At 44.0% G+C, this 12,759-nt stretch carries 9 protein-coding genes and 1 pseudogene; 1 reads left to right on the top strand and 9 read right to left on the bottom strand.

Going from position 1 to position 12,759, the window contains the following annotated elements; all coding sequences use genetic code 11:
* Positions 1-52: 52 nt before the first annotated feature.
* From phnW to AB3N00_RS01775, 8 genes are all read right to left on the bottom strand, one after another.
* Positions 53-1,171, bottom strand: a complete 1,119-nt coding sequence (phnW, locus tag AB3N00_RS01810) for a 2-aminoethylphosphonate--pyruvate transaminase (RefSeq protein ID WP_413033022.1) — start codon at positions 1,169-1,171, stop codon at positions 53-55.
* Complete coding sequence (gene phnX, locus AB3N00_RS01805) at positions 1,165-1,965, bottom strand: phosphonoacetaldehyde hydrolase (protein WP_413033021.1); 801 nt, start codon at positions 1,963-1,965, stop codon at positions 1,165-1,167. Before phnX ends, phnW begins: the two co-directional genes overlap by 7 nt.
* A gap of 39 nt (positions 1,966-2,004) precedes the next feature.
* Positions 2,005-3,723 carry a putative 2-aminoethylphosphonate ABC transporter permease subunit gene (locus AB3N00_RS01800; RefSeq protein ID WP_413033020.1) on the bottom strand — a complete coding sequence of 573 codons (1,719 nt, stop codon included), beginning with the start codon at positions 3,721-3,723 and terminating at the stop codon, positions 2,005-2,007.
* A 16-nt stretch (positions 3,724-3,739) separates the two neighbouring features.
* Positions 3,740-4,780: an ABC transporter ATP-binding protein gene (locus AB3N00_RS01795; protein WP_413033019.1), complete on the bottom strand. Its 1,041-nt coding sequence runs from the start codon at positions 4,778-4,780 to the stop codon at positions 3,740-3,742.
* A gap of 319 nt (positions 4,781-5,099) precedes the next feature.
* Entirely contained in the window at positions 5,100-5,885 is a 786-nt protein-coding gene (locus tag AB3N00_RS01790) for a serine hydrolase domain-containing protein (protein WP_413033018.1), read from the bottom strand.
* 268 nt (positions 5,886-6,153) lie between these two features.
* Positions 6,154-8,067: a serine hydrolase domain-containing protein gene (locus AB3N00_RS01785; protein ID WP_413033017.1), complete on the bottom strand. Its 1,914-nt coding sequence runs from the start codon at positions 8,065-8,067 to the stop codon at positions 6,154-6,156.
* 37 nt (positions 8,068-8,104) lie between these two features.
* Positions 8,105-10,144 carry a serine hydrolase gene (locus AB3N00_RS01780; protein ID WP_413033016.1) on the bottom strand — a complete coding sequence of 680 codons (2,040 nt, stop codon included), beginning with the start codon at positions 10,142-10,144 and terminating at the stop codon, positions 8,105-8,107.
* Positions 10,145-10,593: 449 nt separating this feature from the next.
* The gene (locus AB3N00_RS01775; protein ID WP_413035166.1) at positions 10,594-11,148 is read right to left on the bottom strand and encodes a dihydrofolate reductase family protein; all 555 of its coding nucleotides are present in this window, start codon (positions 11,146-11,148) and stop codon (positions 10,594-10,596) included.
* A gap of 67 nt (positions 11,149-11,215) precedes the next feature.
* On the opposite strand from AB3N00_RS01775, the pseudogene AB3N00_RS01770 reads away from it, so the two are divergent.
* Positions 11,216-11,467 (top strand): annotated as a pseudogene (locus AB3N00_RS01770) (gluconate permease); the annotation flags it as partial.
* A 62-nt stretch (positions 11,468-11,529) separates the two neighbouring features.
* Here AB3N00_RS01770 and map read toward each other — a convergent pair.
* The gene (gene map / locus AB3N00_RS01765; protein ID WP_413033015.1) at positions 11,530-12,270 is read right to left on the bottom strand and encodes a type I methionyl aminopeptidase; all 741 of its coding nucleotides are present in this window, start codon (positions 12,268-12,270) and stop codon (positions 11,530-11,532) included.
* Between the last annotated feature and the right edge of the window lie 489 nt (positions 12,271-12,759).

Raw genomic sequence — 12,759 nt, 5'->3', positions numbered from 1 at the left:
TCTCCTTTACGCTATCATGATAGATACATTTTAACTTACTTCATGGCTTGTCTCAATTTGCAGAAATCTGTTTCACAATACGAATCAGCTCTAGAACGTCTGAAGTATGGACATCACCAATTGTTCCAATCCGAAATGTAGGTACACTTGTCAGCTTGCCGGGGTACAGAACGAATCCCTCTTTTTTCAACCGAGTATAAAAATCGGAGAAAGAGAAATTTTCATCCGGATAGCGAAACGAAGTAATGATTGGAGAATGCCATTCTTCTGGCAGCAAAGTGGAGAAACCTGCTTCCTTCATTCCTGTAACCAGCAGCTGCTGATTTTGATGGTATCGAAGGTAACGAGCGTTGATGCCTCCTTCGACTTCCAGCTCATGAAGAGCTTGATCGAACGCTCTTACAACATGGGTCGGTGACGTATAACGCCATTTTCCGTTCATTCGTTCCATAACATCCCACTGATCGTACAGATCCAAAGATAGCGAGCGTGCATTGCCTTTGCATGTTTCCAGACTGCTAATGCGTGCAAGGACAAATCCGAAACCTGGTACACCCTGAATACATTTGTTGCTGCTGCTGATCAGATAATCAATTTGCAGTTGTTCCATATCAAGTGGGACACCGCCAAAGCTGCTCATAGCATCCACGATCAGGATCTTCCCTTGGCTACTCACTACGTCAGCAAGCTCAGAGAGAGGGTTAAGGACTCCCGTCGTCGTCTCACAATGCACAATGGCTGCGTGAGTAATGGAAGGGTCATTTTTTAGAGCTTCCTCAAAAACATCAGGGTTTATAGCTTCTCTTTCATCAAAACGAACAGCGGTCACCGGAATGCCGAGCACTTCCGCCATTGCCACCATGCGTTCTCCATAAGCTCCATTTACCGCCACAGCAAGTTTGCCTCCATGCTTCGGTATGACCGTTCCAAGCACTGCTTCAACACTGAAACTGCCACTCCCTTGCATTAACACGGCCGTGTATTTTTCAGGACACTGTGGAGCAGCCAATCGCACAAGTCTGTGCCTGATGGAGTTTACCAACTCATTATATTCATCGTCCCAGGTACACCAATCCTTTAGCATAGCCTGTTTGACCGAATCTGTCGTAGTCAAGGGTCCCGGAGTCAAAAGAAGATAAGGATTGTTGCTTGTCTTATTGATATTTAACATGGAAGTTCTCCTTTCGCCAAGCGGTCGTTTATTTCGTCAACTACCCGGTCCAATTCCCCAATCTCGGAGATAATATAATGAGCACCTGCTTTTCTCAATCGTTCGGCCACCTCGTTAAACAGCTTCTCTTTATCATCAGCCGAAAGATCACGTGTTTCTTGTTCTGTCAGCCCCAGCTCATTGCCTCCAAAAACAACACCAACTGCCCATACCCCGGCATTCCGTCCTTCTCTCATATCCGCTTCGGTATCTCCACATTTAACGATATCTTTCATCAGCTCGGTACCTAATTGTTCAGCATTTCGGAAGATCATCCACGGATAAGGTCTGCCTGCTGCAGTCTCATCAGGTGCAATAACGCTGTCGGGCTTGTACCCATGCTTGGCGGCTTCTGGAACGATCACATCAAGCATCGCACGTGTATATCCTGTCGTTGTCCCGATTGTAATTCCTTTGGTGCGCAGTCTCTCCGTCAATGCAATGGCTCCAGGTACAGGCACCGCGAATTGGTCGAGTAGCGAGAACAACATGGGCTCGAATGCTTCATACATGTTCAGGACATCCCGCACATCTGGCAGGCTCCCATATCTCTTCTGCCAAGCTGCAGAAACTCCCGGATCCTCACAAATGTCACGAAGATGATCAAGCTTCATCCGTCCCATAGGCTTGCGAATCACATCAGCGCTGACTGTAATTCCTTGTTCTTCGAACAATCTGCGAAATGCCTCAACCGGAGCAAAGCTCCCATAATCAACCATTGTACCTGCCCAATCCAAAATAACTGTTCTAATCATGTAATTACCTCCATTTTAAGTAGTTATGTGCTAACGTAATTATCTTTTTTGCCAAGCAGCTGTTTTTTCTCGGAGCCTTGCTGTAAGAAGTTCATACCCCCCTCGAACTGCTACATTCAGCATTAGAATAAGTACGGACATGGCTGCTGCTTGCGCTGTATCTCCTGCATCATCCATATTTACAATGACAATCGAAGCCAGCTTCAAGTCTGCACCATACAAAAAAACGACGGCAGAGATGGTCACCATGCTGTTTACAAACAGATATACAAACATCTCGAGAATGGCAGGCATGGACAGCGGAACCGTGATCCGGAAGAACGTTTTTCCTCTGGATACATTCATGGATTCCGACACCTGATCAAATTCCTTATCCATCATTTTGAGCGTTGTTGTCGCTGTCATGAAGGGAACCGAATAAAAGTGAAGGATGTTCGCCAGAACCAATATGGCCATTGTTCCATAAATAAAGCCAAGGGGATTACCCGGATGGTTAAAGAAATAAATAAAGGACAGACCAATCACTAATCCCGGTAAAGCCATGGGAAGAATGGATAAAAAATAGGCTGCTTGCCTGAGGTTTCGATGTCCCTTTGTATTCTCAATAAAATAGGCTACGGAGAATATGAGTACCGTACCAAGTACTGCAGTAATGATGGACATCACGACACTGTTCCAGAATGGATTAAATCCACCCGCAGCCGCATTGCTGAAATCGAAGTTTTCCAACGTTAAGGACAAGTTATAAGGCCACTTTTTGATGAAGGCTGCAAGAATGACCGCTCCCATTATCGTTAATATGACGATGCAAAATAAACCAGCATAGATGTAAGCAGCAGTATTGCGAAGCGTATTTTTTTTTACCGAATAAGGGACGGATTTGGATGTAACGTAAGCCTGCTGTTTTCGTGTAACGATTCGATCCAGAATGAAAGCCAGCACGGCCGGAATGGTAAGCATGATTCCAACAACCGCTCCCATGGACATGTTTTGCTGTCCGACTACCTGTTTATAAACGTCCGTTGCCAGTACACTGTATTGTCCGCCAACAACTTTCGGTGCCCCATAATCGGTAAAACTGAGTGTAAAACACACCGTAGCTGCACTCAGCAGCGCATATTTAACTGAAGGCAAGGTAATGGTCCACAACTTTCTTAGATGTGATGCGCCCATTGAGTCGGCTGCTTCATACAATCGGTAATCACTAATGATTAATCCTGCCATCATAATGAGAAAGGCATGTGGAAAGGTATAGATGACTTCGGCAATAAGAATGCCGACCGGTCCGTACAGTGGAATGTTCCATTCAAACGGGATCGTCCCAAAAAATCCGGTTGTGAACAATCCTTGATTTCCAAACAGATAAGTCAAAGCAAGCCCATGCATCATTGTGGGTGCGAATAATGGGAGCAGAGCGAGCCCTTTAAAAAAGGCTTTTCCCTTGATATCTGTTCTGGTCAACACATAAGCAAGACCGAAGGCCAAAGGTACAACAATGACCGTTGTAAGAATAGAGATCGTGAGTGAATGTTGCATGGATTGCAGTAATGCTGGAGATTCCAAATATCTCGTAAAGTTAGCCAGACCGACAAACGTTCCAGCGGAGTCCATGAAGGCTTGCCTGAACAAAAAAAGCAGTGGGAGGATAACGATGGTCACCAATACTATAAGGACAAGTCCCAGTATCCAAAAGGAAGAATTGGTTCCTCTCCTTCTCCATCGGCCATAAGTTAGGTGGTTTGAAGTTTGTTTCATCATCGATTTAGTTCATCTCCTAACTGGCCCCTACTTCTTCAAACTCCAGAATATGTTCCGAAATCAGCCTGAACTTCATCAGTGAAGACGGTGCCCAATAATGCTCCCTTGCTGTTTCAGAGGCGATATCGATGAAGATGCAGTAGTCAGTCGGGCTGCCTTTCGTATCCGCTACCTGCAGATTAATGCGATAGGAGGATCCCCTAAACTCGACATGCTTCACATATCCGTTTATCATTTCTTCCTCTGGTGCCTCATTGGCTGTGACTAGCGATATATGCTCTGGACGAATCGCTAATCGTTTGCCTTCTTTCGTTGGATTGATTACTTCCGTGGGAATGAAATTGATCATCCCGATAAAATCCGCCACAAATGGAGTTGATGGATGATCATACACTTCCTGCGGCGTTCCACATTGCATGACACGCCCATGGTCCATGACTACAATCTGATCCGCCATGGTCAGCGCCTCTTCCTGGTCATGAGTTACCATCACCATCGTAATACCTAGCTTCTGCTGCAAATCTCGGAGCTGGCTTCTCAGCTTGTCGCGCACCTTGGCGTCAAGCGCAGACAAAGGTTCATCCAGCAATAGTACATCTGGAGACAGGGCAATGGCTCTAGCAATTGCCACTCTTTGTTGCTGACCGCCCGATATCTGGGAGGGATATCGTTCTGACTTTCCTTCCAAATCAACCAATTTAAGCATTTCGCTAACCCGTTCCGTGATTTGTCTCTTGGGCATTTTCCCTTTTAAACCGTAGGCAATGTTCTCTTTGACCGTTAAATTCGGAAATAATGCGTAAGATTGAAAAACAATGCCAAAATTCCGTTTGGCAGGGGACAAACCGGTAATTTCACGCCCATTATGGATAACACTTCCCTGATCTGCTTGCTCAAGTCCGGCTAGAATTCGGAGCAGTGTCGTTTTGCCACATCCGCTTGGACCAAGAAGACATGTGAACTTTCCTTTAGGTATATTCACATTGACATGGTCAAGCGCGGTATAGCTTCCAAATGACTTGCTAATGCTTTTAATCACCAAACCCTCACTGTTCATTTTCATTCTCCTAACTATTTTTGAACCGCCTATTTGAACCCAGCTTGTTTGCCTTTGCTGTAATTAGATTCTACAAAGCTATTGTTAAATCAATATAAAAAACATGTAAATTATGTGTATTTAATTGTTTTTAATATGTTATTTATTGTTTTTATGTGTTTTTTCATCCCCAAAACACACAAAAAAAGCTGCTCAGCATCATTAGAGCAACTCTTCACTTTGTCTCTTGTTTATTTTTCTCATTTCAAGAGCAGCTGCCATTAAGCAAGCTGCCCATCAATCCTGTTTTCAACTCACGTTTCCCGTTACCTTAACAAAATCAGTCTTCATTTGCTTGGTAGATCGTGGTCCAGAAGTCATGGATAAGCCGCGCTGAATCCGGGGCGGACAACCCGACCTGCGTAAGTAGAATTCCGGTGAGCTGGTTATTTGGATCGGCATAAGTCGAGTGCTCCGCCGTCCCAACCGAACTGACCGATGGGCGCGTAGTCACTCCTGTAGATGCGTACCGCCATGCCGAACCCCAGCCGCCATGCTGCCCTTGGCCGAATGACACATGGACGTTGTCACGAGCCATGACGCTTCGGGCAGCTTGCTGCTCGGGCGTGTGACGGTTGGTAGTCATCAGCTGTACCGCTGACCGAGACAGGATTCGTTTAGCTCCGTGCATCCCGTGATTCAGCAACATCTGGAAATAGGCGTGGTAATCGTCGGCGGTGGAGCAAAGTCCACCGCCGCCTCCATGAAACGCCGGAGGCTGGCTGTGGCGTCCCCCTTGGCCTCGTCCCACACATGAAACTCCCCAGGTCTGCGGGTCGGGGGCATAGAGAGGCGGCAGCCGGTCAATTTTGTCGGCCGATACATGGAAACTAGTTTCCTTCATGCCCAGGGGTTCGAAGATTCGTTCGCGCAGGAACGTCTCAAAAGTCTGGCCCGTTACTCTGGCGACAAGCACGCCAAGTAGATCGTTGCTGATATGGTACTGCCATCGCTCTCCGGGATGGTGCATCAGCGGTAGCGCACCAAGCCGACGCATCCACTCATCCGGCTCGGGCGTCGGCTCTGGTAGATTGGGCGTGAGCCCCTGCTCAAAGATCCCGTTCATGATATTTCTCTTTTGTTATCATGCTTGATGGCTTGTTCGATTCATTAAGAGATTGAGTATTGGCAATCACAAGACGATTGAATCAATACCCTCTAGAACTTTATGCTGCTTGTAAGACTTTTAAGCTGTGAGGTTTCAGTAGGGTTTTTACAACTTTATACTTCTTATTGAACAGCATCCTTGGACAAATCGGAGGAAAGGCCTCTTGGTGATCTCCACCAACTTCTTTTTTCCAAGCCGGATGTGCCATTGAAGTTGTGTGCAGTTCTTACGGGATAAAATTGTAAAAATTCCATTGCGCCATCATCAGAGCAAAGCCAATAAACAGCACTCCTGTAACGGTATACCACACTTTCTTCCATATCAATTGCGGCCATTTAACAATGGCAACCCCCAACAACGCTGTGCCAAGCAAGGTCAGTGCCCAATTTATAGAGATCCCAAAGTTCATTTGGTCCACTGTCATGTTTTCATTGATCACTGCACTCACCAGCTGATAAATGACATTGGCTACCAAAAGGGTCCCGCAAAAGATAACAGACGACATGATGTGGCCGGTTGCTGACGAAGCGCCCTTTTTACTACGCTGAAGCCATCGAATGAGTAGAACGAATGGAGCAACCAGAAAGAATACGATAGCTAAGAGAGCCCATACCAGATAGATGATTAGGGCAGGAAGCGAACGGCTTCCCTTGATCGGTAAAATATCCGTGGCGATCCCTTTGCTCAATCGTTTTACACCTTCGTCAGAAATTTCTGCATACAGAATCGGTGCCAATCTTTCAAATCTTGGGCTGTCGGATTGGGCAAATTGGTATACATTCGGGCGTATTTGTTTGAGTTCTCCCGTCATGCCCATCACGCTCAGTACAAGATCATGCTCACCTTTCGGTTGCACCTTAATCAAACCCAGGTAGTTAAGAACCTCATGGTACGAAGAATAAGTGCCACTCGACTGTACATAATATCCTGCCAGTTCCCCGGATGGAGACAATTCGGCAGGCGGAACAGGATGTTCAGTTTCTTTCGTTTGGTCCTGAATCAGCAGATTAATGATACCAGAGGTTAGCTCCTGCTCTAGCTCCATGTTCGTCAAGACGACGATACCAAGCTGCTCCTCAGGAGCGATCGCAACGTTGCCGGAGAATCCCTTAACATTCCCACTGTGTCCAACGACGTGAGGCTCTGCCCGATATTCCCAAAATCCGTGTGCATTCGACAGGATCTCTTCGTTCGGGGTATAACTCCGGGAGAGCATCTTCCGTGCGGTGTCCGGCTGGTTGAACAGTGAACTATCTGATGTATACAGTGACATAACGAACCGAGCTAGATCCTCCGCCGTACCTTCCATGGCTCCCGCAGGATAGAGAGGAACATAGTAATGTGCTCTTGGTTCAAACCCTCCTTCCTGCTTTGTCGCATAACCTGTTGCTTTTTGCTTCAGCAGATCCCGGTGATCCGCTAAGGTAGGATGACCAGAACTATGATTCATTCCAAGAGGCTTAAGGATATGGTTCATTTCGTAGTCGTAGAATGATTCCCCACTCACCTTCTCGACCGCTAGGGCAGCCAGTGCTGTTGCAAAGTTGGAATAGGCTATTACTGTGCCGGGTTCATAGATTTGTTCCGGCTGGTTAGCTAGTATCGTTTCTTCCAGCGAGGTCAGATTCTCGTCTGAACGCGTAAATGTACTAAGCGGATGCTGCTCATAGCCTGCGGTATGACTCATAATGTCCAGTATGGTCATCGGCTTGTCATAACGCAGTTTCACCGCGACCTCCTTTGTGAAATATGCCCGAATGTCTTGATCTAGCCTCATCTTACCCGCTTCCACCATCTGCATCACAGAACTCCAGACAAACGCTTTATTAATGGATCCATAGGCAAATACGGTAGACGCAGGATCGACAGCAGACTTACGCTCCATATTGGCATAGCCATAGCCTTTGGAGAAAACAATCTTGTCGCCCTTCGTGACCACAACCGCAGCGCCGGGAGTTGACTTTCCAATGTGGGAATTGACGTAGTTATCAATCTCCTGACCCAGCCGGTTATAGGGAATTCCAGAAGGGGTTTCTCCTGTTTCTATTTGATCTCTGGCATAGGCCGGAATCGAGAACTGAGAAAGAAGACATACACTAATAAAGAATAATAAAAACGATCTACCTATTTTAAAATTCATCTTGTTGTTCTCCTTCCTGCTTAGTGACTCAACCATTTTATAATCCTGAAGTCAGAATTCTGCTGAAGCAATCCCAAATTACTGCACTTTCCTTACGCAGCAAAGGTTCTTGCGACCGATAGTTGACAATTCCCTCTTCATTTTTTGTTACATCAGGTCCGTAGATTCCTGCCCCGACTAAAAATTTCACGGCGTCAACCGCCCAAGGCGCTGGTTGATCAGCGATTTCTGCCGAGATTATAGGTAAGTCCACGCTCGATGAGAGCCTCCAGAGAATTGTTGCTGCTTCTTGGCGACTGATTTTACGATCCGGATCAAACATTTCAGTTGAAGTGCCTACCAATATTCCAAGGTCTGCGAGGGTTTGAATTGCAGATGCGTACTTGTGTCCTTCGGCATCTTTAAACACCACCGGCTTATCAGAAGGTCTTAAATTAGCAAACTGAATCAATTGGGATGCAAATTCACCTCTCGTAATAGCCTCATCAGGATAATAGTGTGTAGAACGTTTTTCATTGTGCTGTGACATAAACAATTTGGTTGAGCGATAAATAGCCCCAGCATAGTCGTCGTTAGCTACGTCAGAATATTGAGGGAGATCAGGTATTTTTCCGAACCAAGAGTCTGGCAAAATGTAATCCAGATAGGTGATTTTACCGTCTGAGTTTTTCTTGAAGACGGCTTGGTTTCCTTCTTCATCAACGAACAACTGATCTCCGACTGGTTTTAACGTATGTGTTCCATTTGGACCTGAAATCGAAAGTTCCCCTTTCTGTTTCACGATGTCAAAGAACAAATAAGGCTGGCGAAGATATCGATAGGTTCCTGTATACTGATCCAACTCATTTGAATGGAGCGGCCAATCCTTTGCTTTCTGTTTTTCTTGGGGGTAGTAGTGATCCATAAATGCTGTAAACAATTCTTCCCCTATGTCTTGGCTCGCATCACTATTGGTTATGACGAATCCACCAATCTTGTGCTCTGGAATCAACCACATCCATGAATGATAGCCGGGTAAATCTCCCCCTTTACCAATAACCATTTGGCCATGATATGCGTGCCGGTAAAATTTTTCGAAACCCAAAGCCATTGTGGGCACCTGCTCTTGAACTTCGACTTGCGTGCGATGCATTTCTTCTATTGTCGTTTTGGAGAGGATTTGAGAGCTGCCGTAACTTCCTTCATTCAAATGAGCCAACATGAATTGAGCGATGTCGCCACTCGTGCCAAACATCCCTCCATCTGGCATAATAACCGGGTCATTTGGATACTGCTCTTTGGGTTGGCCATTTGTTCCGTAACCTGTTGCCAGCTGTTTTTTGACTTGTGCACTCATGAGAAAATCACTATTCTTCATATTCAATGGTTCAAAAATATGCTTTTGTATGTATTCTTCAAATGGATAGCCAACCATTCGTTGAATAATGTATCCCTGAAGATTAAAAGCAAAATTATCATACCGGTAACTCTCACCTGGTGTTCGTATAACCGTCGGCAGGTTAGCTTCAATAAATTCCGTTAAGGATTGCACATGATTTCCATTGTTAGATGAAATATAGTCCGTAAAATCGAAACCTGATGTATGCGTTAACAAATGCCTCATGGTGACAGGTGTTCCCGTGTGATTCGTAATCGTCATCCCACCAAGATATTTTTCAATGTCCTCGTCCAGATTGATCTTCCCCTGCTCTACAAGCTGCATTACAGCAGTGGCAGTCATTACTTTGGAAATGGAGGCCATCCGGAAAATCGTCTGCTCAGGGTCCACGAAAGTTTTGGTTTCCAAGTCGGAATAGCCATAGCCCTTGTTTAACAATACTTTGTTATCTGCAACGATTGTAAAAGCTGCACCAACTAGCTTTTTTTTGATTTCCGGCCGATTAAAGAAATCATCTGCAAATTGCTCAACTTCGACCGAAGACATCGGCCCTGTATGGGCGGCTGTTTGTTCTAATCCGGCCTTACTCTCACTCCATACTATCGGGTCTCCAAATGCTGTTGGGCCAGCTAGTAGAGAAGAAAATAACGCACCAACTGTCATTAGAGTAAGTCCCTTTAAAGCACTTTTCTTTTTCATTGAATAAACCTCATTTCTTAGTATCCTAATGTTTTACTTGTATATCATAATAGTAAACCCTTTATTTTCCATCATTCTAGAGCCGGATTACATCTGCGATTATGGGCTGAGAAACTTCCCCCGCTTTAGTCCAGTACTAACTCGTCTCTAATCTAGATCATACTGGAGAGTTTGGAGATACACTGCTTGACCTATTCATTACTAACTTGAAGCATAAATTTCAATAAAGTGGGTATTAATATTTCGAACTCTACAGAAGTTCTTGTCCTTACTTTGGGAGAAGAACTTCTACAGATAAAACAAAAAACCGCTAAAATAGCGGCTTCCAATAGGACCATGTTCTTTTCCCTCGCACCCGAGGAAGCATTCATTGTTTATTTATTTTCAATCTCATCTGAACTTTCTAATGCTCTCAATAACCTCTTAGAGTAGCTGCCAATCGGGCAGTATTATTTCCCATCCAGATGATAAATTAATTGCACAACGCCGGAAGTAAACCTTCTCGTATCAGCCATTTTTAAATTTATTCTCTGTTTCACCTCAATAAATAGTGGTTTTCCTTCTCCCAAGACAACAGGGTGAATGGATAATCTGAATTCATCAACTAGCCCTAAATTAATGAAAGTAGTAATAAGATTTGCTCCACCGTATAACCAAATATCTTTACCTGGTTTATTCTTTAATTTAATAACTTCTTCAAGAATATTATCATTAATGTAAATTGCTTTATGATTAGTCTCGTTTCGAGTCTTCGAAAACACATACTTCTTTTTAGTATGCACCATATCCCAAAACTCCTTCTCAGCATCAGTATATTCATTTTCTGGAGTATGTTCCCCCCATAAATCATAGCTTTTTCTTCCGTATAAAATAGTATCAATTTGATTTAGAAAATGATTAAACCCCATATCAGAATCCATGATACACCAGTCAACTTCCCCATTTTTCCCTTCTATAAAACCATCTAAAGTAACTGCTAAATCTAAAATCACTCTTCGGTTCATAACCATTGCATCTCCTTTCATTAAGATACCCTCATTATAAATCCTAATTACGACAAATATTGTCATAGTTAAAAGTATGACAGCAGCTGGTATTGCCGCACCTCTGGTTGCTGCAACGGGTGTAAGTCCAGAATTGATGGTACTGGCTGCGGGTGCAGGAAGCGTTACCTTCTCTCACGTCAATGATGCAGGATTCTGGATTTACAAAGAATATTTTAATCTCAGTATCGGCAAAACGTTAAAAACCAGGTCTACTATGGTAACGATTATATCGTTGGTAGGACTTGCTCGTGTTTTGATTCTGGATATGTTTATGTAAACAAGAAATAAAGGCATGTTCTTAATCGAACAATGCCTTTATTATTTACCCTATTGAATTCATTAAAGTGTAACAATAATTGGGCCTTTTTTAGTAAGGATAATCGTATGTTCCACTTGAGCTACATGGCTTTTTTTTGTTGCAAAGGTCCAGCCGTCTCCTTTTTGGTATACTTCCTCTTCAAGAGTTGAGATAAATGGTTCGAATGCGATAACCATCCCTTCCTTTAACAACTCATCATCCGTTGTATCGTTATAATTATAAATATGGTCAGGTGCTTCGTGTATTGCACGTCCAACACCATGTCCTGTAAGGTTTTTAATGACCGTTAATTCATGTTGTTTGGCTGTTAGGAATACCGCTTTTCCAATTCCGCTTTTTTTGGAGCCAGGCTTTGCTTTTTTAAGACCTGCTTCAAATGCTTGTTTAGCAACGCTGCATATTTTCGTTAACACTTCTTCTCCATCGCCTACGACAAACGAGATTCCTGTATCAGCGAAATAACCGTTCTTGGAGCCGGAGACATCTACATTCACCAGATCCCCTTCTTGAATGACCCGATCTCCTGGAATACCATGTGCCACTTCTTCATTAACACTAATACAAGTGTAACCAGGAAAATCATATTCGCTTTTTGGAGCTGACACTGCGCCTTCTTTCTCAAAAAGCTCTCCAGCTATATCGTCAAGCTCTTTTGTCGTTATGCCGGGAATTGTTCTGCGTACCACTTCATCTCTAATCGAGGCAACAATTTTGCCGATTTCCTTCAATCCATTAAAGTCTTCTTCTGTTCTTGCAATCATTTCGCTTACCTCACTATCCTTTATTATCAATTAACCATATAAGTGTTATTTTCTCGAAAACACCGCATTAAATAATCATATCCAAAGGGGCGAAGCTTAGCAACTTTTTTATAAACTTCGCAACGTTAGTTGAACAAAAGCAATCGTTCACGGTGGTCTGTTGCCAGGCTCTTCATAACAAAAAAGACCATTAACCTGATCATCAAATTACGGTCTGCAATTCATTTTTCATTTTATTGCATTCGTAAAACCCTTATTTTTTCAGCGATTTCTTTTGGATGGGAACGATATAAATACTGTCCCGCGTCCAACAAGACCATCTCCCCGTACAGAGACTCCTCTATTTGCTTCTCATGTTCAGGGATCCATTGAGCCGTCACAGGGTGATTAGCTTGTACAAAAAAAAGGACAGGTAAATGGGAAGGAAAAGTTAGCTGTTCAGCTGCTTTGAAGTTGGAATACATGCTCTCTGCCTCATTTAATTGAGTG

The organism is Paenibacillus xylanilyticus, assembly GCF_047246825.1.
GTDB classification, from domain to species: domain Bacteria; phylum Bacillota; class Bacilli; order Paenibacillales; family Paenibacillaceae; genus Paenibacillus; species Paenibacillus xylanilyticus_B.
This window is presented reverse-complemented; position numbering and strand designations above follow the sequence as displayed.

What these genes read in the sequence shown, in the direction of transcription:
- phnW (WP_413033022.1), bottom strand. Translation starts at nt 1,171, where the DNA reads ATGTTAAATATCAATAAGACAAGCAACAATCCTTATCTTCTTTTGACT.
- phnX (WP_413033021.1), bottom strand. Translation starts at nt 1,965, where the DNA reads ATGATTAGAACAGTTATTTTGGATTGGGCAGGTACAATGGTTGATTAT.
- AB3N00_RS01800 (WP_413033020.1), bottom strand. Translation starts at nt 3,723, where the DNA reads ATGATGAAACAAACTTCAAACCACCTAACTTATGGCCGATGGAGAAGG.
- AB3N00_RS01795 (WP_413033019.1), bottom strand. Translation starts at nt 4,780, where the DNA reads ATGAACAGTGAGGGTTTGGTGATTAAAAGCATTAGCAAGTCATTTGGA.
- AB3N00_RS01790 (WP_413033018.1), bottom strand. Translation starts at nt 5,885, where the DNA reads ATGAACGGGATCTTTGAGCAGGGGCTCACGCCCAATCTACCAGAGCCG.
- AB3N00_RS01785 (WP_413033017.1), bottom strand. Translation starts at nt 8,067, where the DNA reads ATGAATTTTAAAATAGGTAGATCGTTTTTATTATTCTTTATTAGTGTA.
- AB3N00_RS01780 (WP_413033016.1), bottom strand. Translation starts at nt 10,144, where the DNA reads ATGAAAAAGAAAAGTGCTTTAAAGGGACTTACTCTAATGACAGTTGGT.
- AB3N00_RS01775 (WP_413035166.1), bottom strand. Translation starts at nt 11,148, where the DNA reads ATGAACCGAAGAGTGATTTTAGATTTAGCAGTTACTTTAGATGGTTTT.
- map (WP_413033015.1), bottom strand. Translation starts at nt 12,270, where the DNA reads ATGATTGCAAGAACAGAAGAAGACTTTAATGGATTGAAGGAAATCGGC.